Origin of the sequence: Vibrio cholerae ATCC 14035 (genome assembly GCF_000621645.1) — a bacterium.
GTDB lineage: Bacteria > Pseudomonadota > Gammaproteobacteria > Enterobacterales > Vibrionaceae > Vibrio > Vibrio cholerae.
Genome location: NZ_JHXR01000003.1, coordinates 22,789 through 43,480 on the forward strand (window position 1 = coordinate 22,789; position 20,692 = coordinate 43,480).

The 20,692-nt window shown below is 49.4% G+C and carries 20 protein-coding genes; 17 read left to right on the forward strand and 3 right to left on the reverse strand.

Annotated features, from left to right (window positions below):
- Positions 1 to 92: 92 nt before the first annotated feature.
- Positions 93 to 1,064, reverse strand: a complete 972-nt coding sequence (gene ygfZ, locus T411_RS0103630; RefSeq protein ID WP_000384072.1) for a tRNA-modifying protein YgfZ — start codon at positions 1,062 to 1,064, stop codon at positions 93 to 95.
- A 152-nt stretch (positions 1,065 to 1,216) separates the two neighbouring features.
- Here ygfZ and T411_RS0103635 point away from each other — a divergent pair, with 152 nt between their 5' ends.
- Both T411_RS0103635 and T411_RS0103640 read left to right on the forward strand, forming a co-directional pair.
- Entirely contained in the window at positions 1,217 to 1,477 is a 261-nt protein-coding gene (locus T411_RS0103635) for an FAD assembly factor SdhE (RefSeq protein ID WP_000287742.1), read from the forward strand.
- A gap of 49 nt (positions 1,478 to 1,526) precedes the next feature.
- Positions 1,527 to 1,871 carry a hypothetical protein gene (locus T411_RS0103640; RefSeq protein WP_000925739.1) on the forward strand — a complete coding sequence of 115 codons (345 nt, stop codon included), beginning with the start codon at positions 1,527 to 1,529 and terminating at the stop codon, positions 1,869 to 1,871.
- Between the two features lie 24 nt (positions 1,872 to 1,895).
- On the opposite strand, the gene nadB is transcribed toward T411_RS0103640, so the two are convergent.
- A complete protein-coding gene (gene nadB, locus T411_RS0103645; protein ID WP_001918879.1) occupies positions 1,896 to 3,503 on the reverse strand; it encodes an L-aspartate oxidase in 1,608 nt (535 codons plus the stop codon).
- 505 nt (positions 3,504 to 4,008) lie between these two features.
- Between nadB and rpoE the strand changes: the two genes are divergently transcribed.
- The 14 genes from rpoE (at position 4,009) to T411_RS0103715 (ending at position 16,378) form a co-directional block, all read left to right on the forward strand.
- Positions 4,009 to 4,581, forward strand: coding sequence for an RNA polymerase sigma factor RpoE (rpoE, locus tag T411_RS0103650; RefSeq protein WP_001005346.1), 573 nt, complete (start codon positions 4,009 to 4,011; stop codon positions 4,579 to 4,581).
- A 31-nt stretch (positions 4,582 to 4,612) separates the two neighbouring features.
- Positions 4,613 to 5,233 (forward strand): sigma-E factor negative regulatory protein, encoded by a 621-nt coding sequence (locus T411_RS0103655; RefSeq protein WP_000763844.1) that lies wholly within the window; start codon positions 4,613 to 4,615, stop codon positions 5,231 to 5,233.
- The gene (rseB, locus tag T411_RS0103660) at positions 5,230 to 6,180 is read left to right on the forward strand and encodes a sigma-E factor regulatory protein RseB (RefSeq protein WP_000734777.1); all 951 of its coding nucleotides are present in this window, start codon (positions 5,230 to 5,232) and stop codon (positions 6,178 to 6,180) included. Before T411_RS0103655 ends, rseB begins: the two co-directional genes overlap by 4 nt.
- Entirely contained in the window at positions 6,177 to 6,647 is a 471-nt protein-coding gene (locus T411_RS0103665; RefSeq protein WP_000988005.1) for a SoxR reducing system RseC family protein, read from the forward strand. The genes rseB and T411_RS0103665 overlap by 4 nt, the downstream gene beginning before the upstream one ends.
- A gap of 112 nt (positions 6,648 to 6,759) precedes the next feature.
- Positions 6,760 to 8,553: a translation elongation factor 4 gene (lepA, locus tag T411_RS0103670; RefSeq protein ID WP_000680632.1), complete on the forward strand. Its 1,794-nt coding sequence runs from the start codon at positions 6,760 to 6,762 to the stop codon at positions 8,551 to 8,553.
- 91 nt (positions 8,554 to 8,644) lie between these two features.
- Positions 8,645 to 9,541: a signal peptidase I gene (gene lepB / locus T411_RS0103675; protein WP_000024072.1), complete on the forward strand. Its 897-nt coding sequence runs from the start codon at positions 8,645 to 8,647 to the stop codon at positions 9,539 to 9,541.
- 31 nt (positions 9,542 to 9,572) lie between these two features.
- The gene (rnc, locus tag T411_RS0103680; protein WP_001885893.1) at positions 9,573 to 10,250 is read left to right on the forward strand and encodes a ribonuclease III; all 678 of its coding nucleotides are present in this window, start codon (positions 9,573 to 9,575) and stop codon (positions 10,248 to 10,250) included.
- On the forward strand, positions 10,243 to 11,217 hold the full coding sequence (gene era / locus T411_RS0103685; RefSeq protein ID WP_000774936.1) for a GTPase Era: 975 nt from the start codon (positions 10,243 to 10,245) through the stop codon (positions 11,215 to 11,217). Before rnc ends, era begins: the two co-directional genes overlap by 8 nt.
- Before the next feature lie 69 nt (positions 11,218 to 11,286).
- A complete protein-coding gene (gene recO, locus T411_RS0103690) occupies positions 11,287 to 12,012 on the forward strand; it encodes a DNA repair protein RecO (protein WP_001279493.1) in 726 nt (241 codons plus the stop codon).
- On the forward strand, positions 12,009 to 12,740 hold the full coding sequence (gene pdxJ / locus T411_RS0103695) for a pyridoxine 5'-phosphate synthase (RefSeq protein WP_000095365.1): 732 nt from the start codon (positions 12,009 to 12,011) through the stop codon (positions 12,738 to 12,740). The genes recO and pdxJ overlap by 4 nt, the downstream gene beginning before the upstream one ends.
- 3 nt (positions 12,741 to 12,743) lie before the next feature.
- The gene (gene acpS, locus T411_RS0103700) at positions 12,744 to 13,124 is read left to right on the forward strand and encodes a holo-ACP synthase (RefSeq protein WP_000635065.1); all 381 of its coding nucleotides are present in this window, start codon (positions 12,744 to 12,746) and stop codon (positions 13,122 to 13,124) included.
- Between the two features lie 256 nt (positions 13,125 to 13,380).
- Positions 13,381 to 14,673 carry a hypothetical protein gene (locus T411_RS0103705; protein ID WP_000621298.1) on the forward strand — a complete coding sequence of 431 codons (1,293 nt, stop codon included), beginning with the start codon at positions 13,381 to 13,383 and terminating at the stop codon, positions 14,671 to 14,673.
- 9 nt (positions 14,674 to 14,682) lie between these two features.
- On the forward strand, positions 14,683 to 15,093 hold the full coding sequence (locus tag T411_RS0103710; RefSeq protein WP_001271116.1) for a hypothetical protein: 411 nt from the start codon (positions 14,683 to 14,685) through the stop codon (positions 15,091 to 15,093).
- Positions 15,086 to 16,378 (forward strand): GGDEF domain-containing protein, encoded by a 1,293-nt coding sequence (locus tag T411_RS0103715; protein ID WP_000132105.1) that lies wholly within the window; start codon positions 15,086 to 15,088, stop codon positions 16,376 to 16,378. The genes T411_RS0103710 and T411_RS0103715 overlap by 8 nt, the downstream gene beginning before the upstream one ends.
- Here the strand turns inward: T411_RS0103715 and barA are convergent.
- Positions 16,366 to 19,149, reverse strand: a complete 2,784-nt coding sequence (gene barA / locus T411_RS0103720; RefSeq protein WP_000194270.1) for a two-component sensor histidine kinase BarA — start codon at positions 19,147 to 19,149, stop codon at positions 16,366 to 16,368. The two genes, T411_RS0103715 and barA, sit on opposite strands and share 13 nt — an antisense overlap.
- Before the next feature lie 171 nt (positions 19,150 to 19,320).
- Between barA and rlmD the strand changes: the two genes are divergently transcribed.
- Complete coding sequence (gene rlmD / locus T411_RS0103725; protein WP_000090453.1) at positions 19,321 to 20,643, forward strand: 23S rRNA (uracil(1939)-C(5))-methyltransferase RlmD; 1,323 nt, start codon at positions 19,321 to 19,323, stop codon at positions 20,641 to 20,643.
- The last annotated feature ends 49 nt before the right edge of the window (positions 20,644 to 20,692 follow it).

Genomic DNA, 20,692 nt, shown 5'->3' on the forward strand with positions numbered 1-20,692 from the left:
AGTGTGTTGCAGCGAAGCTGAGAAGGGAGCCTGATGAGGGAGAGTTTGAGCTGCCGATTCAGGCAGCTCAAGTCGGTTTCGATGAATGATCGCTATTCTTCACTGAGTGAATAGGGTAGCGGTTGGATATGCCAACGGGTGTCTGGTTGAGCAGCTAGACGCAGCTCGACATCGTGCTCAAGATCGTTGGGCAGGACGATCAAACCGATCGCTATTGAATCGGTAAAACGATAATAAGTCAGTAGTGCGCCCGCGCTACGCCAGTTTTCTCCGACAGCGCGTTCAAGAACCACCGGCTCATCTTGGCTCAGTGGCGCACTCAGATTACCTTTGACTATGTACATGGCGCGCTTATTGATGCCGCGATATTTGGCACGTGCCACAGTCTCTTGCCCTGTGTAACAACCTTTAGTAAAACTGATACCGTCAACGGCTTGCACATTGAGTGCTTGCGGAATGTGTTCATTTTGAGCCGTTTGGGTAACGACAGGCACGGCCTCTTCAATATCCATGCGTGTCCACAGCGATTGCTCGACATGCAGTCCTTGCCAAGCATTGACGTATTGCTCCGCCTGTTCGGCATTCACCAACAGCAGCCAGCGCTGTGGACTCATACGCACGGCTGTACCGCCTGCGATACGGCGTACATCGCCAGTCGTTTCACTCACAGTATCAATCCAAGCGTCGGCTTGACTGCCCATCACACCTAGAGCGATATCGCTGCTTTCGGCAATCGTCACTTTAGAGAAGATGGCGTATTTCTTCAGCTCGCGCAGTTCGACTTCCATCGCCGATTGCGGTTGAAACATCGCGTAGCCATCGTGATGATGAAACAAGCGAAATACCGACCATACCTTACCTTTGGCATCACAGTGTGCACCAAAGGTGACTTGCTGCTCTTGCAAAGAAACCACATTGCAGGTGACTTGGCCTTGCAGATACGCTTTTTTATCGGTACCGACCAGCGTGATGGCTCCCCATCCAGTGAGATGCGTGAGCATCAGTTCAGGGAGAGGATCGTGAGAAGAAAGATTGAGTACTGAAAAACGATTTTGCCAGTCCATGTTGTTCACCACTGAGGAAAAAAGTCTCGCTATGTTAATCTGGATCAACTTTTTTGTCAGCTTGAACAGGGACTGTGACTGAGTTACTAGTTGTCTGTCTGCACCCTTGTTACACTCCGAATCAAACAAAAACCATAAGGTGAGGAATACTGATGTACACCGCTGAACAAAAAGCGCGAATCAAATGGGCATGCCGTCGTGGTATGTTGGAGCTTGATGTGGTCATCATGCCATTTTTCGAAGAGTGTTTTGATTCACTGACCGAGTCTGAGCAGGACGACTTTGTGGCTTTACTGGAAAGTGACGACCCTGATCTGTTTGCTTGGGTGATGGGACATGGCCGCTGTGAGAATTTAGGCCTTGCTGCGATGGTGGATAAGATTGTCGCTCATAACCTCAGCAAAGTCCGTTAAGCTTCTGTTTATCCCTTCCTTTTACGCTCAGATCATCGCATTGCTGATTATGCTGTTGATGCTCTGGGCGTTATTCGTTTCTTCTATTCCCTTGGTGTTGGTGCCCTATTTTGCCGCTTGGATCTGGCGTGGTCATCTCCACAGCCAATGGATGCCGGCGAGTTTGGTCGGCAATGTGGAACTCACCTTTGCTGGCGTATTCGAGCAAGAGGGGCGGCGTGAGACCTTTCATTCGGTACATACGCTTTATGCTCCGCTGTTTATCTGCTTACAAGGGCAGGGCAAGCGTTGGTTTATCTGGCGTGATAGCTGCGATGAAAGCACCTATCGGCAATTGTTAGTGCGATTAAAACGGGAGCTCAATGGCTCCCGTGATCGTGCGCAGATCTCTTGATTGCTGTTGCAAGCGGAGAGAGCGTTATTTTTCCGGCACAAGAATCGTTGGGCCACTCTCTGCCAGTTGATCTGGATAGTCCAACGTGTAGTGTAAGCCGCGACTTTCTTTGCGTTGCATCGCGCAACGCACCATCAATTCAGCGACTTGCAGTAAGTTACGCATCTCAAGGAGGTTGTTTGACACACGGAAGTTGCTGTAATACTCGTGGGTCTCCTGTTGCAGTAGCTGAATGCGGCGCATTGCTCGTTCCAAACGCTTGTTGGTGCGCACGATTCCCATGTAGTCCCACATAAAGAGGCGCAGTTCGTGCCAGTTATGCTGCAAAACCACTTCCTCATCAGAACAGGTGACTTGGCTTTCATCCCAAGCTGGGAGTGACTCTGGCATGCTTGCGTTGGGCAACTGAGCAATGATGTCTTGTGACGCTGACCATGCGTATACCACGCATTCTAGAAGAGAGTTTGAGGCCATACGGTTTGCGCCGTGTAAGCCGGTGTAGCTCACTTCGCCAATCGCATACAACTGCTTAAGATCCGTTTGACCTTGCGGATTCACCATCACGCCACCACACGTATAGTGCGCCGCAGGAACGATGGGGATCGGTTCTTTGGTCATATCAATGCCCAAATCCATCAAGCGTGAGTAAATGGTGGGGAAGTGTTTTTCGATAAAGTCAGCAGGCTTATGGCTGATGTCGAGATACATACAGTCCGCGCCTAAACGCTTCATTTCAAAGTCGATCGCGCGTGCCACGATATCACGCGGAGCCAGCTCAGCTCGTTCATCGAAATCCGGCATAAAGCGGCTGCCATCTGGGCGGCGCAAATAAGCGCCTTCACCACGCAGCGCTTCGGTAAGTAGGAAGTTACGTGCTTCTGGATGGTATAAACAGGTTGGGTGGAACTGGTTGAACTCTAGGTTGGCCACACGGCAGCCCGCACGCCACGCCATGGCAATGCCATCACCAGAAGAAACATCAGGGTTAGAGGTGTACTGATACACCTTAGATGCCCCGCCAGTCGCCAACACCACAAATTTGGCGCGAATCGTTTCTACGTGTTCCGCATTACGATTCCATACATAGGCGCCAACGACTTTGTTGGCATCACCGCCGATTTTATCTTCAGTGATCAAATCCAGCGCATTGTGTCTTTCAAGTACCGTAATGTTGGGATGGTTGTGGGCGTTATCTTGCAAGGACGTCTGCATTGCCATCCCTGTGGCATCGGCAGCGTGCAAAATACGGCGATGGCTGTGACCGCCTTCGCGGGTCAAGTGGTAGCGTGGGTGGTCGTTATCGCTGTCCTCTTCTTTGTCAAAAGGTACACCGCCATCAATCAGCCACTGCACGCACTCTTTGGCATGCTCGGCAATAAAGCGCACGGTTTGTTCATCACAAATCCCAGCACCTGCAATTAAGGTGTCCTGCACATGCGATTCAATACTGTCCGATTCATCAAAGACTGCTGCAATACCGCCTTGTGCATAAAAAGTCGCGCCTTCACTGCGCGGCCCTTTGCTTAATACAATCACTTTTCCGTATTGAGCGACCTGTAAAGCAAGCGATAAGCCTGCTGCGCCACTTCCTATGACTAATACATCACATTGATGCTCTCGGTCTGCATTCATAAAATTGCCAATTCCCAAACTGTAGCGAGTCATCCAACTCGACATTTCTTTAAATTCCTCAAAGAGTTGTTTTCTTTAGAGGAAAAAAACACCGCATCGATTGAGCAGACATGCCACTGTGCACAATCAAGTGGCAAGAAATTATCGAAAAATTCGGATCGTTGATACGGTGTAAGTCCTGCTATTATCATCGCGCTAAATGCAATAGTTTGTAAATCTTATTGTCATGTTAGCGGTTGCACTCTATTAATCCGCTGCATTCACCACTATATAAAGAGTGAAGCGCACGTGATGTATGGGGAATACCTATCTACGCGAGAGGCAACGGGTGAAAATGCTGCCTTGATAAGGTTTTGAGTAAAATATTTCACCCAATAATGAACTTTCTCGATAATGCCGAGTCTCTAAAGGTGCTCATGCAAGTAGTGGTGTCAATATTACAATTCGCATAATGAGTACCCATATCTGAGAAGGTAGGGGAATAACAATAGGAGTGACCGCTCGAATGAACGAGCAACTGACCGATCAAGTGTTGATTGAGCGAGTTCAGAATGGGGATAAGCAAGCATTTAACCTTTTGGTTTTGAGATATCAAAATAAAGTGTGCAACCTTATTTCCCGGTATGTAAGCAATTCCGGTGATGTGGCTGATGTAGCGCAGGAAGCGTTTATTAAAGCGTATCGAGCCATTCCAACCTTTCGTGGCGAGAGTGCGTTTTACACTTGGTTGTACCGTATTGCTGTTAATACCGCGAAAAATCACATTGTTGCGCAAAGCCGACGCCCACCCGCAAGTGATGTTGATGCTGAAGAAGCTGAATTCTATGAAGGTGGTGACGCATTAAAAGAATTATCGAACCCGGAGAACATTACGTTGTCCAAAGAGTTGAAGAAGACTGTGTTCGATGCAATTGATGCGTTACCGGATGATTTAAAAACGGCAATGACGTTGCGCGAGCTTGATGGCTTGAGTTACGAGGAAATTGCGGAAGTGATGGATTGCCCTGTTGGTACAGTGCGTTCACGAATTTTCCGCGCTCGTGAGGCGGTAGAGAAGAAAATCAAACCTCTTCTGTAACGCAAATTCCGTAATGACTATGGTGAATAGAATGGCTGACAAAGAAAAACTTTCAGCACTCATGGATGGCGAGATGATCGACAATGAGCTGATTTTAGGATTGGCTCAGGATCAAGATGCACGTGACACGTGGAAAAACTATCATCTGATCGGTGATGTACTCCGTGGAGAGGCACCGATTCACAAAGAATGGAATATCGCTGAAAGTGTCGCCTTGGCGCTGGAAAATGAACCTGCGCACAATCCGCTACACCACTCAACGAACGTGATTGACTTGCAACAGGCAAGACTGGAAGCGCAGCCTAAACCGCAACAGGCTAAACGTCAGTTGCCTGCTTGGTTGTCTCAGTTTGGTCAAGTCGGTATCGCCGCTTGTGTCTCGTTGGCGGTTATTTTCGGCGTACAACAGTATGGCGGACAAAGCTCAGGCGTGGAAAATGAACTGCCTGTGCTGCAAACCATTCCTCTTGCTGGAAGCGCTGAGCCAGTGAGTTTGACTCGTGATTCGGTGGAAAAGCATGCGCCAGACAGCAGCATGCAAGAGCAACGTCGCCGCGTAAACGCCTTGCTGCAGGACTACGAACTGCAATTACGCCTAAACAGTGAGAATAGTGCTTCTCACCAACACCCAGTTGAATCGGTTGTGGAATGAAGAAACTTTTGATCAGTGCGCTGACACTGTTCTGTGTAAATTCAACTACCGCCTTTGCAGAGGCGTTGTTGTATCAGATGAATGAAGCCAGCCAACATCTCAATTACGAACTCTCATACATCTTGGTTAAGAAAAACAGCATTGAGCCCTTGTTGTATCGTCATGCTCGGCAAGATGATCAACAACTGGCGCATTTGGTGTACTTGAGCGGCCCCGTGCGTGAAGTGATCCGCCGTGGTGATGAAGTGAGTTACATCGAGCCGGGTGTCGAGCCTTTTACGATTGAATCGGGCAATATGGTGGCTCCAACCATCCCCATGTTGCACACGGATGTGGCGGAGTTGAGCCGCTACTATGACTTCGTGAAAGTCGGGCGCGCCCGTGAAGCGGGGGCAGCGTGCCAAGTACTGCGCGTGGTTCCGAAAGATGGTTTACGCTACTCGTATGTTGTCTGGGTCGATGAAAAAAGCCATTTGCCTTTAAGGGCGGATTTGCTGGATCGCGATGGCGAAGTGCTTGAGCAGTATCGCACCATTTCATTTTCGGTCAGCGAGCGTTTGGCCGAAATCATGGCAGGGCTAAACAAGGTGCAACTGCCTGAAGTCCTTAAGTTGCCAAAAGGCAGTGTGCAAGAGACCTTCTGGCAAGTCACTTGGGTTCCGGATGGTTTTCAAGCCATGGAGCTGAATCGTTATCGTATGGCAATGACAGAGCGTTTGGTGGAAAGCCAGATGTATTCGGACGGCCTGTTTAATTTCTCAGTGTATGTCTCTGCCAGTGATAACTACTCACTCAAAGGTCAGTTGGTTCGACAAGGCCGCCGTACTTTGCACAGTGTCGTCAAAGGTGAGAATGAAATTTCGGTAGTGGGCGATATTCCTCCTGCGACTGCGCAACGTATCGCTCAATCGGTGATGTTTGGTGTCGGTGGAGTGAAAGCGCAATGATGACGGCATTGGCTACGGTGACCAAAGTGGTACCCGCTCAACAAGGATTTCAAGTGACGCTGAGTTGTGAACAGCAAACCAGTTGCAGCAGTTGCCAATCCTCGAAAAGCTGCGGTACGGGCATCGTCTCTAAAGCGTTCGGTAACAAAACCCTATTCTGGCGTTTACAAACCACACAAGCCCTAGAAGCGGGTGAGGTGGTCGAGATTGGTTTGCCGGAAAAGAGCGTGCTGCAGTCGGCGGCGCTCGTCTATTTATTACCGCTGTTTTTCATGATGCTGGGTGCATGGCTTGGCGATCAATGGCTGGCCCCTATGTTGGGTTTTGGAGAGGGGATAGTGATCCTTACTGCACTGCTCTTTATTGCGCTCGGTGTATGGGTTGCCAAACATTATGCGAAAGTGCTGGAGCTACGCTCTCAGCAGCAAGTGGTTTTGTTACGAAAACTGGGTATCCCGGTTGCCTAAATTATGATGCGAACCCCAACGAAATTGGGTAGAATCGCCCAACTTGAATGAATAGCCGCCAACGCGGCTTTTCTATGTCCTTATTATTTAAGAGTTTAGTCATCCCAAACCTATGAAGCACATTCGTAACTTTTCGATTATCGCCCACATTGACCATGGTAAATCGACTCTATCTGACCGTTTAATCCAAGTCTGTGGCGGCTTGAGCGATCGTGAAATGGCCGAGCAAGTTCTTGACTCTATGGATCTGGAACGTGAGCGTGGCATCACCATTAAAGCGCAGAGTGTGACTCTCGACTATACAGCGAAAGATGGCCAAACCTATCAACTGAACTTTATCGACACCCCAGGACACGTTGACTTCGCGTACGAAGTATCACGTTCATTGGCGGCGTGTGAAGGCGCACTGTTGGTGGTGGATGCGGGGCAAGGCGTAGAAGCGCAAACCCTAGCAAACTGCTATACCGCGATCGAAATGGATCTGGAAGTCGTGCCCATTCTGAACAAGATTGACCTGCCGGCGGCAGAGCCTGAGCGTGTGGCGGAAGAGATTGAAGACATCGTCGGTATCGATGCGATTGATGCTGTGCGTTGCTCGGCGAAAACCGGTGTGGGCGTGGATGAAGTTCTCGAGAAAATCGTTTCTGCCATCCCTGCGCCACAAGGCGATCCTGATGCACCGTTGCAAGCGCTGATCATCGACTCATGGTTTGATAACTACTTAGGTGTGGTTTCTCTGGTTCGTATTAAAAACGGTAGCCTGAAGAAAAACGACAAGATCAAAGTGATGAGCACCGGCCAAACTTGGGGTGTGGATCGCTTAGGTATTTTCACACCAAAACAAGTGGATACCGATTCACTGGACACTGGCGAAGTAGGCTGGGTAGTGTGTGGTATCAAAGACATCATGGGCGCACCGGTGGGGGATACCCTGACCTTAGCGAAGAACGGTTGTGAAAAAGCGCTGCCGGGCTTTAAAAAGGTGAAACCTCAAGTGTATGCGGGCTTGTTCCCAGTCTCATCTGATGACTATGACAACTTCCGTGATGCACTGGGTAAACTGAGCCTTAATGACGCGTCGCTGTTTTATGAGCCAGAAACGTCGGCAGCGCTCGGCTTTGGTTTCCGTTGTGGCTTCCTTGGTATGCTGCACATGGAGATCATCCAAGAGCGTTTAGAGCGCGAATACGATCTCGACCTCATCACCACGGCACCAACCGTAGTGTATGAAGTGCTCAAGACCAACAAAGAGATCGTCTACGTTGATAGCCCAGCTAAACTGCCAGCCATCAACGATATCGAAGAGATCCGCGAGCCGATCGCGCGTTGTAACATTCTGGTTCCTGCGGATTACCTGGGTAACGTGATCACTCTGTGTATCGAGAAACGAGGTACTCAGGTGGACATGGTTTACCACGGTAACCAAGTGGCGCTGACTTACGACATCCCGATGGCCGAAGTGGTTCTGGATTTCTTTGACCGCTTGAAATCGACTTCTCGTGGCTACGCGTCACTGGATTACGGTTTCCAACGTTTTGAAATGTCGCACATGGTGCGTGTGGATGTGCTGCTCAACGGCGACAAAGTGGACGCCTTGGCGATCATTACCCACCGTGACAACTCGCAAACCCGTGGTCGTCAATTGGTTGAGAAGATGAAAGAGTTCATTCCTCGCCAGATGTTCGATATCGCGATCCAAGCGGCAATCGGTAACCACATCATCGCGCGCTCTACCGTGAAGCAGTTACGTAAAAACGTACTGGCGAAATGTTACGGTGGTGACGTGAGCCGTAAGAAGAAACTGCTGAAGAAGCAGAAAGAAGGTAAGAAACGGATGAAGCAGATCGGTAACGTTGAGCTGCCACAAGAAGCGTTCCTTGCCATTCTGCATGTCGGCAAAGACTAATTTCTTTGCTGGCTTCAGACTTATTGGTTTAACACATGAGTGAAAGGGTTTCGGCTCTTTCACTTTCGTATTTTTTAGATAAGGGAAGTCAATGGCGAACACATTCTCACTGATTTTGGTGATCGTAACTCTGGTCACCGGTATCGTCTGGACACTGGAAAAGCTGGTGTGGGCGAAAAAACGCCAACAGAAACAAGCTCATTTACAGGCGCAAACGCCCGATATGCCAGCCTCAGCGCTGGATAAAGTCGTGGCTCAGCCGTGGTGGATTGAAAACAGTGTCTCGATTTTCCCTGTTATTGCTTTTGTGCTGGTACTGCGCTCGTTCATTTATGAACCGTTCCAAATTCCATCCGGTTCGATGATGCCGACTCTGCTGGTCGGGGATTTTATTCTGGTTGAGAAATACGCTTACGGCTTGAAAGATCCGGTATGGCGCACTCAGTTAGTGGAAACGGGTAAACCTGAGCGTGGTGATATTGTGGTGTTCAAATACCCAGTGAACCCTGAGATCGACTACATCAAACGTGTGGTGGGGATGCCCGGAGATACCGTACGTTACAGCGCAGGTAAAGAGCTGTGTATTCAGCACCAAGGCGAGAGCGAATGCCAAGCAGTTAAACTCTCTAACGTGCAAGAGAGCGAGTTTTACCAAAATGAGATCCCCCTGATCCAGCTGAACGAACAGCTAGGTAAGGTTGAGCACAATATTTTGGTTAACCCATTGAGCATTGATAACGTGGCGAATTATCGCCCACGCAGTGGCGTGAATGAATGGGTTGTACCACAAGGGCACTATTTTGTGATGGGTGATAACCGTGACAACAGTGCTGACAGCCGTTTCTGGGGCTTTGTGCCAGAGCAGAATCTGGTCGGAAAAGCTGTGGCTATCTGGATCAGTTTCGAGTTTGAACGCGCTGAAGACAGCGTACTTCCACGCTGGATTCCTACCGGAGTACGATTCAATCGTGTTGGTGGGATCCACTAAGCCGGCATGAGCTGGCAATAACGTTGAGATTATGACACCTCCAATGAATAAATTAACAAGTAAGCTCGGTTATACCTTTAAGGAGACTGAGCTGCTTAATCTGGCGCTGACACACCGCAGCGCCAATGGTAAGCACAATGAACGTCTTGAGTTTCTGGGCGATTCAATTTTAAGTTTTGTCATTGCTGACGAGCTCTATCGCCGCTTCCCGAAAGTGAATGAGGGAGATATGAGCCGCATGCGTGCCACCTTAGTGCGTGGTAACACGTTGGCGGAGCTGGGTCGTGAATTCGATCTGGGAGATTACTTAAAATTAGGTCCAGGTGAGTTGAAAAGCGGTGGTTTTCGCCGTGACTCGATTCTGGCCGATGCCGTAGAAGCCATCATTGGTGCGATCTACCTCGATAGTGATTTAGAAACCGCGCGCCGCATTGTGCTGGAGTGGTATCAATGTCGCCTTGAGGAGATCAAACCGGGCGCATCACAAAAAGACCCGAAAACTCGTTTACAAGAGTTTTTGCAAGGCAGAAGAAAACCGCTGCCCGTCTACACTGTGACTAATATTAAAGGTGAAGCGCACAACCAAGAATTTACGGTTGCGTGTGAAGTTGCAGGTATGGACACGCCTGTGATCGGTAAAGGCACCAGCCGCCGCAAGGCAGAGCAAGCGGCTGCAGAAACGGCTCTGGAGCAATTAACTCATGGCTGATCAAGAATTTGATATCGATGCATACTTTGCTTCTCGCAGCGAAGGTCAAACGGCGACATCGACACCAGAGGACCAACACTGCGGCTTTGTCGCAATTGTCGGTCGTCCTAACGTGGGGAAATCGACCCTGCTGAATAACCTTTTAGGGCAGAAGATTTCGATCACCTCGCGTAAACCACAAACTACTCGCCACCGTATTATGGGCGTGGAGACCGATGGCAATTATCAGGCGATATACGTTGATACCCCAGGACTACACATTGAAGAAAAACGCGCCATTAACCGTTTGATGAACCGTGCGGCGTCAAGCTCATTGAGTGATGTCAACTTAGTGCTGTTTGTGGTGGAAGGTACTCACTGGACCGCCGATGACGAGATGGTGTTCAACAAGCTGCAAAAAGCCAACTTCCCGGTGGTGCTTTGTGTGAACAAGGTGGATCAGGTGAAAGATCGTAATGAAGTGATGCTGCACATGCTGGAGCTTTCTAAGCGCATGCAGTTTGTCGATATCGTACCGATTTCCGCTAAACAGGGTAAAAACACCGACGTGCTGAAAAAGCATGTACGCGACCATTTACCGAAAGCTGTGCACCATTTCCCTGAAGAGTATGTGACGGATCGTTCACAGCGCTTTATGGCATCTGAAATCGTGCGTGAAAAGCTGATGCGTTTTACTGGCGAAGAGCTGCCGTATTCGGTGACGGTGGAAATCGAGCGTTTCGATTACAACCCAGATACCGATGGTTTCCACATCAACGCCCTGATTTTGGTTGAGCGTATCGGCCAGAAGAAAATGGTGATTGGCAAAAACGGCGAGAAGATTAAAACCATCGGTCGTGAAGCACGTCTCGATATGGAAGAGCTGTTTGGCCGCAAAGTCTACCTTGAGACTTGGGTTAAAGTGAAATCTGGGTGGGCGGATGATGAGCGCGCCCTGCGTTCACTCGGCTATATCGACGATCTCTAAACACGAGAGGTGGCAACGGTGTTGCCACCTTTTTCATTTCTACCTTCAACTGCATGATAGAAAGGGAAAATGTCAGACGGACTGCAACGCTGTTTTGTTCTGCACCGCCGCCCTTACAGTGAATCGAGCTTAATTCTCGATGTGTTCAGTGAGGAGTACGGTCGAGTCACATTAATGGCCAAAGGTGCGCGCGGAAAACGCTCCAACCTCAAAGGTGCGCTACAACCTTTCACTCCTTTACTGCTGAAATGGTCGGGCAATGGCTCGATGAAAACCTTACGCCAAGCCGAACCAATTAGTCTCGGTTTACCGCTTTCTGGCGTCTATCTCTATTCTGCTATGTACATCAACGAGCTGGTGGATCGGGTGTTAATGCCAGAAGTCGCTAGTCCTGGGCTATTTCATGATTATCTGTTTGCGCTCACTGAACTGGCGCAAAGCACCAATCCAGAGCCAGCGCTACGCCGCTTTGAACTCGCTTTGCTTGCTGCGATGGGCTACGGCGTCGATTTTCTGCATTGTGCGGGAACGGGCGAGCCAGTTTCACCTGACATGACTTACCGTTATCGTGAACAAAAGGGCTTTATCGCTTCGGTACGTCGCGATAATCTCACTTTTCTTGGTAATGAGTTGATTGCGATCAGCGAGCGGCGTTTTACCAGCAAAGAACAACTGCAAGCGGCAAAACGCTTTACACGTTTAGCCTTAAAGCCGTATCTTGGCGGCAAACCTTTAAAGAGTCGTGAGTTGTTTCGTCAAACAACTCTACCTAGAGCACGGAGTACAGAAGAATGAGCTCAATTTATCTTGGTGTGAATATCGATCACGTGGCGACTTTGCGTAACGCACGCGGCACACAATATCCCGATCCAGTGCATGCAGCGGAAATTGCTGAACGTGCGGGCGCGGATGGCATCACCATCCATCTGCGTGAAGATCGTCGTCACATCACAGATCGCGATGTCCGTATTTTGCGTGAAACGCTGCAAACGCGCATGAACCTTGAAATGGCGGTGACGGATGAGATGGTCGAGATTGCGCTGCAAACTCAGCCAGAATACGTCTGCTTGGTGCCGGAAAAACGTGAAGAGTTGACCACTGAAGGCGGTCTTGATGTGCTAGGTCAGTTGGAGCGTGTCAAAGCGGCAACGGAAAAACTCACTGCGGCTGGCATTAAAGTTTCTCTGTTTATCGATGCCGATCGTGAGCAAATTGATGCGGCCAAAGCTTGTGGCGCACCTTTTATTGAGCTGCATACCGGGCACTATTCCGATGCGAAAAGCGATGTCGATCAGCAAAATGAGCTGAAGAAAATTGCAGCCGCAGCGGCTTACGCACACGATTTAGGCATTACGGTGAATGCGGGGCATGGCTTGACCTACCACAATGTCGCGGCGATTGCGGCCATTCCTGAAATTTACGAGCTGAACATCGGCCATGCGATCATTGGTCGCGCGGTATTTGATGGTTTAGCGAAAGCCGTCTCCGATATGAAAGCCATCATGGTTGCTGCGCGTCGATAACGTATGATCGTTGGACTCGGAACGGATATCGCTGAAATCGAACGGGTTGAGAAAGCGTTGGCGCGCTCAGGAGAAAACTTTGCGCGCCGCATTCTTACCGATTCTGAACTAGAGCAATTTCATGCTTCGAAGCAACAAGGGCGCTTTTTAGCCAAGCGCTTTGCCGCCAAAGAGGCAGCTTCGAAAGCTTTGGGAACCGGTATTGCTCAGGGGGTGACTTTCCATGACTTTACCATTAGCCATGATAAGTTGGGGAAACCTTTACTGACCTTGAGCGGTCAAGCGGCAGAGTTAGCCTCGCAGCTGCAGATTGAAAATATTCATCTTTCCATTTCCGACGAACGCCATTATGCGATGGCGACCGTGATCCTTGAACGCCGTTAATGCGGCGTTCATGCTTTGGTTCATTTCAAATCTTTCATTTTCTGACTATATTTTCCTTACGTGCTTAATTTTCCCCAACGGAAGAATGAGTTTTCTGACTCTTTGCACCCAACGGGTATTTTTGTCTCACCAATCACTAAAATGAAAGATATTGGGTGATGTCATTAATCATCAATGACGATCGAAATGGAGAATATTTCACTTGGCGTGCAGGTTGGCGCCGTGGTGGAAATCGCGCTTGCTTAGGGATAACCCAATGATACGAAGCCTTTTTCAAACACGCCTGATGAGCGGTGTTGTCGGTCTATTAGCCATGACGAGCGGTGCTGCCTTAGCGGCCGACTGGAGCGTTTCTGGTTATGGTTCGATTGGTTATAGCTATGAAAATGAAGAGAATCTCGGTTTCCTGCGCAACATCGCTCAGCCAGATGATTATCAACGCAACGGATCGTTTAAGCCAGATAGCAATATTGGGGTTCAGTTTGATCTGCAGTTAGATCCGCAATGGTCGGTGACCACTCAGTGGGTAATGAAAGAGCGAGTCGAGCAGCGCTTCGATGATATTACTGAGCTGGCTTTTGTGCGTTATACGCCGGATGAAAATTGGGATATTCGCCTAGGGCGCCTTGGGCTTAACGCCTATATCGCCGCTGACAGCCGACGGATTGACTACGCCCACCTTTGGTTACGCCCTCCCCAAGAGTTTTATGGCGGCATTTTCTATGATGCCATCGATGGGATTGATGTCACTTATCGCAGCCAATGGGATGAGATCACTTGGTCGTTAGGCGCGCAATATGGCCGAATTAAACAGAAACTGCAAAATACCGCTTCCAGCGAAATTTCTGCCACGCAATCCGATCAAACATTAGCTTTGGTGTTTTCACTCGAACAGGATCGTTGGTTTGGACGCCTCTCCTATGTGCATGTCGGGCAACTGAAGGTGGATCTAGACGGTAATTCTCTACTGGGTATTCAAGTCGTCAATCAACTGGCGCAAGCCGGGCTTGGCCCGATCAGCACCGAAGCGGCGCAGTTAGCTGAGCAAATCAATCTTCAAGAAGAAACCATAGAGTATTGGCAATTGGGTTTTGGCTATCGAGGCGATCAGTGGTCACTCCAATCAGAAATTTATACCATCCTTGGTGAGAAAGCCGTGGTTCCTGAAGGGGTCGGTGGCTACGCCATTGCTGGGTATACTCTCGGCAATGTCACACCTTATGTTATCTACGGTCGGTTTAACCCGAAAAATCCGCCCTACCAAGCGCAGTCTGATTGGGGGTTATCCCCTGTCAATGGCGCGCAATTGGCAGAGGTACAGAAATGGTTGATTGGTGGCATTAACTCCACTTACATCGATCAGCAGACGTTTTCACTCGGAGTCCGCTGGGACGTCACTGCTCAGATAGCTTTGAAAGCACAATATGATTACATCCAGATTGCCGATAATGGCTATGGATTATGGGCCATTCCTTTAGAAGCGGATTTGCAGGGTCTGCAGGGGCGGGATGTGCAGCTGTTTTCTGTCAGCGTTAACTTTGTGTTTTAGGAGGACTCAATGCGATATTGGTTACTCCTCATTCTTTTGCTGAGTCCATGGGTTTCGGCTTCCGCTGAATTGTATGTGGTTGCTAGCCCGAAGAGTCCGATTATGGAGATTAATAAGGAGCAGTTATCCGCTTTATACCTTGGACGTAATCGCGTGGTGGGCAACACTTACATTAATCAGGTGTTAGATCGGAGTGGTACGGTGCGTCAGCGCTTCTTTTTGCAGGTGACCAATATGCAAGAGAGCCAAATCAACGCTTATTGGGCCAAACTGAAATTCTCAGGGCGGCTGCGTGCGCCGGAATCTGTGGTGAGTGAACAAGAGCTGATTGCCAAATTAGAAGAGAATCCGTTCTCGATTGGCTATACCGATCAAGTGCCCAATGACGCGCTGAAAGTATTACTGGTGCTCTATGACTGATCAAACGCGCACTTCGCCACTGGTTAATCGCTTACTAAAGATGATTTCACTGTGTGCGCTTGGGTATTTGCTGATCATTTTGGCCATCATTATTCCACGCGGCATACAGAGTGTTGAGCAGCAAAAACAAGAGCTGGAAGAGAAGCTTGCGCTCTCCTTGAGTAACTCGGCGGCCATTGCACTGTATGTGAATAATTACGATATTGCCTCCGAGGTGATGGATGCGCTGCTGCTCCATCAAGAGATCAATGCGGTTAAGTTAGCCAGCGTGGATGGCATTGTCTTTGAACGAACCACCATGCCCACAACCTACAAAGAACAGAATTATTGGAGTGATGCGAACCGCTACCGATTAGATTCTCCCGTAGATGGTAATTTGATTGGCTATCTGATGATTCATGAGGATCATCAGGTAATTCGTCAGCAAGCCATTAATCAGATTCTTGATCAGATAGCCGTGGTTTTGATCCAGTTTCTCGTGACTTTTATTGCGCTTATCTGGATCGTTCGCCGCTTGGTCGGTAAACCCCTGACGGATCTTTCACAGGCGTTATCCGAAGTGCGGCCAGATCATGATCGCAAAGTGGCGGTAGCCGCAGAAGATCACCACAACGAGATTGGTTTGGTAGCCAAAAGCATCAATGAATTTATCGACGCTTCCCATCAAGCCTTGCTGCGTGAGCGCGAGCTGCGTCAACAGATTGAACGTTGGGAAAGCTACTATCGCACCATTGCCGAACAAGACACTCTGACGGGACTAAAAAACCGTTTAGGTTGTGAGAAGTTCGTGCTCCGCAAACAGCGTGCTAGCACCACCATGGTACTGCTATTGATTGATTTGGATGGTTTTAAGCAGGTGAATGATACCTTGGGGCATGCGGCTGGTGATGAGGTATTACGTGAAATCGCTAAGCGTTTTTATGCCTTGGCGCAAACGCACTTTTCTGATTTTGTGGTCGGACGGCTCGGTGGCGATGAGTTTGCTATTTACATTCCGCTTGATGAATTTGTTGCCGAATCTATCGAGCGGTTTGCGGCTCAGTTGATCGAATCCTCCTCTGAGCCGATTGCATTGGGTCAGCAGAGTGCGCAAGTGGGTTGCAGTATCGGGATTAGTCATATGAACAGTCTGCACATTGACTTAGAAAAACTGCTGCTACAAGCCGATAAAGCCATGTACTGGGTCAAATACAGAGGCAAACATGGCTATCATATTTATCGAATGGGGGAAGAGATCCTGCCTCTTCCCAGTGCGAAAGAACTCAAGCAGGATCAGTTCAGATAGTCGCGAGAGGCTTCGAGCACTTTCGCCATCTCATCTTGCAGCTCAAATAACTCAGGCTCTAACTCATCGATGCTCGCCCCATTGCGCAGCGCTTGCTCCAAACTGGCGCAGATTTTTCGCAGGCGCGGTACGCCGCTGTACGAACAACTGCCATGCAACTTATGGATATGATGCAGCAGATCGCTAGCGGGGTATTCTTCATCCTCAAGCGCAGTATTGACCACAGTTTCGACTTCCCGCAAATAATCGACCAACATCCCGAGCATCTCTTTGGCGAGATCCTCTTTATTGGCGGATTGGCGCAGCGCGACAGGCCAATCAATAATGGCCTCTTCTGCTGGCGGTGATGAGGGTAAGGCGTTAGATATGACCGCGGCACCATCGGGTGGAGTCACTTTCGCGACCTGTTTACTGCGCGTGTGCGGGCTCCAATGGACTAACACTTGTTGCAGAATATGCTCTTCAATCGGTTTGGTCAGGTAATCATCCATCCCCGCTTTCAGTAGACGGTCACGCTCGCCTGCCATGGCATGTGCGGTGACCGCAATGACTGGCGTATCACGATACCCTTTGAGCTGCTTGATCGCTTTACAAGCGGTCACTCCATCCATGTGCGGCATTTGAATGTCCATCAAGATGATATCGAACTGACGGCTCTGAGCTTGCTCAATCGCCTCCTGACCGCTGGTGCAAGAGACCACGTACTCAACCCGCTCTTGCAATAGCGCAGTGATGAGTTTGAGGTTGGCTGGATTATCATCGACCGCCATGACGCACAGCGGAAGCTTATCGGCTTGAGGTTTGGGCAAACTGGTATTGGCGAGTTGCGGCTGTTGCGCTGCCAAGGTTTGTAGCAGTTTTTTGCGAGATAAAGGCTTACTGATGCATTTTACTGGGTAGCGCTGCATCAATTGGTCGGCGAGCGCCAGTTCTGTGCTCGGCACACCGACAATCACATTGTGGGTCATGGCTAACGCACGCTGCACCCAAAGCTCCACCAAGGTCGGATTGGTCTCTTTACTTGGCGCTAAGTTGAGCAGTACATAGTCGTAAACGTGTTGCTCTTCCGGAATCGCTGAGCGGTACGTCACTTCTAAACCACTTTGGACCAGCGTTTGCTGCACAATCGCAGCGGCTTGCATATTGGGCTCAATCAGCAGTAAGTGGCGATGATTGAGCGAGTCCGCGTTATAACCGTCATTGAGAGGCAGCTCTGTGGTATGCAGGCGAAGCGTGAACCAGAAGGTTGAACCTTGGTGCAAACGGCTGGTGAGGCTGATTTCTCCGCCCATATGGCTGACCAGTTTTTGGGTAATCACCAGCCCAAGTCCTGTACCGCCATAACGGCGTGAAATACTGGCATCCGCTTGGCTAAAGGCTTGGAATAACTGAGCTTGCTGGCGCTCAGAAATGCCAATTCCGGTGTCGCGCACCATAAATTGTAGGTCGATCACATCATCGCGTAGCGCGCGCATTTCCACGCTCACGTCTATATTACCCCGTTCGGTAAACTTAATGGAGTTACCGACCAAGTTGGTCAAGACTTGCTGAATCCGTAGCGGATCGCCCACCACGCCGCGCGGAATTTTCGGGTCAATCTTGAGGGTGATTTCTAACCCTTTTTCATGCGCGCTGGTGGCTTGCAGATTAACCACCTCTTCCAATACTTCTTGGAATTCAAACGGAATATTCTCCAAAGCCAGCTTACCGGCTTCGAGTTTGGAAAAATCTAAAATGTCATTGATGATGGTGAGAAGGTTATTGGCTGATTTTTCAATGGTTTGTAGATAGTCTGCTTGGCTGTTGGTCAGCTGGGTTTTCAGCATTTGCCGCGTAAAACCAATCACACCATTGAGTGGGGTGCGCAGCTCATGGGACATGTTAGCCAGAAATTCGGATTTCACTCGTGCCGCTTCTTGAGCGCGCTTTTTGGCAATATCGAGTTCAACGTTTTGAATCTCAAGCTGTTCAAGGGTTTCTCGGAGATCAGACGTCGCTTGGTCGATACTGTGCTGCATTTCGACATGGTATTCGGAGAGCGATACCGCCATCGCGTTGATGCCTTTTTTCAGCGTATCCAACTCGCCGTGCATTTTACCTTCAATCCGCACATCCAAATGGCCGCGACGAATGCGGTCGACCATATTTTTCATGTGAGTGATTGGGCGAGTCACATCGTACATCAAGCGCGAAGCAAATACCCCTGACAGCAAAATCCCGATCACTAGCACTAAACCTGCGGAAAAAATTTCCTGATACTGTTGTAAACGCAGTGAGGAGAGATCCAGTTCTATCGCAATATAACCCATCACCGGTGTGGCGGGATTGGCATCGCCATTGTCGAGCACGGTGCGTTCAGAAATGATCGGCGTTCGTAATATCAGCGTGTTCTCGTCAATCGCGGAACTACTCAGAAACGGGATCGGCTTATCCTTGGGATACATCAGCTTTTCGAAATTGGGGTGGAAGTTCGAGGTGACAAACAGCTCATGATTGGCATCAAACACCGCGATGCTGCGTACTAACTTAGAATTCTTACGGTGGGCATAGCTGATAATGCGTCGCACCGATTCTCGGCTCTGCATACGCAGCGCATCTTCACTGGCGATCGCTAATGGCTCAATGATGCTGGCACCGGAATTGATCACTTGAGTTTCTAAATCGTGATAACGGTTAAAAGAGAACAGAGCGCTAAGCAGCAGACCAATAATCAGGGTAGGTGCCAAAGTGAGCGTCATAACGCGGGCGCGCAAGCCATATCTTTGAGTCATTATTGTCTAAACATTGTGGTGTGGATATGGGAAAATACCCCGCACAAATCGGATTGCGTGGGGAAACGTTGGCGTTAGCTTAATCAACTCCCTCATCTTCGACAATCTCCCCCGTGCAGAATAGTGATGCCGGGGCGAAAACAAATCTATTTCAACACTTGAGCACAGAGCATGGCACGTTTCTTTCAACCGAAAAAGCACAGCACGTTAGACACAAAGCATCAGCCGGTCACTATTGAACGGTTGGATCACCAAGGCAGCGGACTGGCCTTTTTACACAAGAAACCCTTGTTTGTTGACGGCGCTTTGCCGGGGGAAGAGGTGCTGATTCAGCTCACTGAAAACAAGAGCAAATACGCGCGCGGTCAACTGATTAAAGTGTTGAAACCCAGCGCTGAGCGTGTTGCACCTTTCTGTGCGCATTATGCGCAATGTGGTGGTTGTGATTTACAGCATCTTGACCGAGCGGGACAAATCCATCACAAGCAGCAAGCCTTAAGTCAATTAATGGTGAAGTTTGCAGGGCAGAGTCTTGCTCTGTCTGCGCCAGTTTGTTCTGATGATCAAGGCTACCGTCGTCGCGCACGCTTAAGCCTGATGTGGGATAAGAAAACTCAGCAACTACAATTGGGTTTTCGCCGCAAGCAGAGCAAAGCGATTGTTAATGTGACCGATTGCCCCGTGCTGGAGCCGAGTTTAAATGCGCTGTTGCCTGATTTGAACGCTTTGTTGAGTGAGTGGAGTCAACCTGAGCGGTTGGGGCATGTCGAATTGGTGAAAGGGGATAACACTCGCGTGTTGGTGCTGCGCCATTTAGGCGCGCTGATTGAGCAAGATCAGCAGCGTTTGACTGACTTTGCTTCGCAAAACCAACTAACCTTATATCTGATGCTGGAAGCCGGCGAGTTGCAACATGTGCAAGGTGAAGCGCCATACTGTGAAGAAACAGGCAGCCGCTTAAGTTTCTTGCCCAGCCATTTTATTCAGGTCAATCGCGCGGTGAATCAGCACATGGTCGCGCAAGCCTTGAATTGGCTTGAGGTTAGCCCACAAGAACACGTGCTCGATCTCTTCTGTGGCTTAGGAAATTTCACGCTGCCGCTGGCCAAACAAGCGCAAGCGGTGGTGGGTGTTGAAGGTGTTGATGAGATGGTGCAACACGCCACTCATAACGCGAAATTGAACCAAATCAATAATGTGGCGTTTTATCAGGCCAATTTGGAACAAGATATGACGAGCGCCTCATGGGCGCAGCAGAAATTTGCTAAAGTACTGCTCGACCCAGCCCGCGCAGGCGCAGAAGGGATTGTGGATCAACTCTCTGCGTTAGGTGCCAAGCGGGTTGTGTACGTGTCGTGTAACCCTGCGACATTAGCACGAGACAGTCAAAGCTTGCTGAGCCAAGGATTTCGCTTAGAGAAACTGGGGATGCTCGATATGTTCCCGCACACCAGTCATCTCGAGTCCATGGCTTTGTTTGTGAAAAAGGGCTAGCGATTGAACTCCTGATACGAGCGTCAGTCGAAGGCTAAAAATACAATTA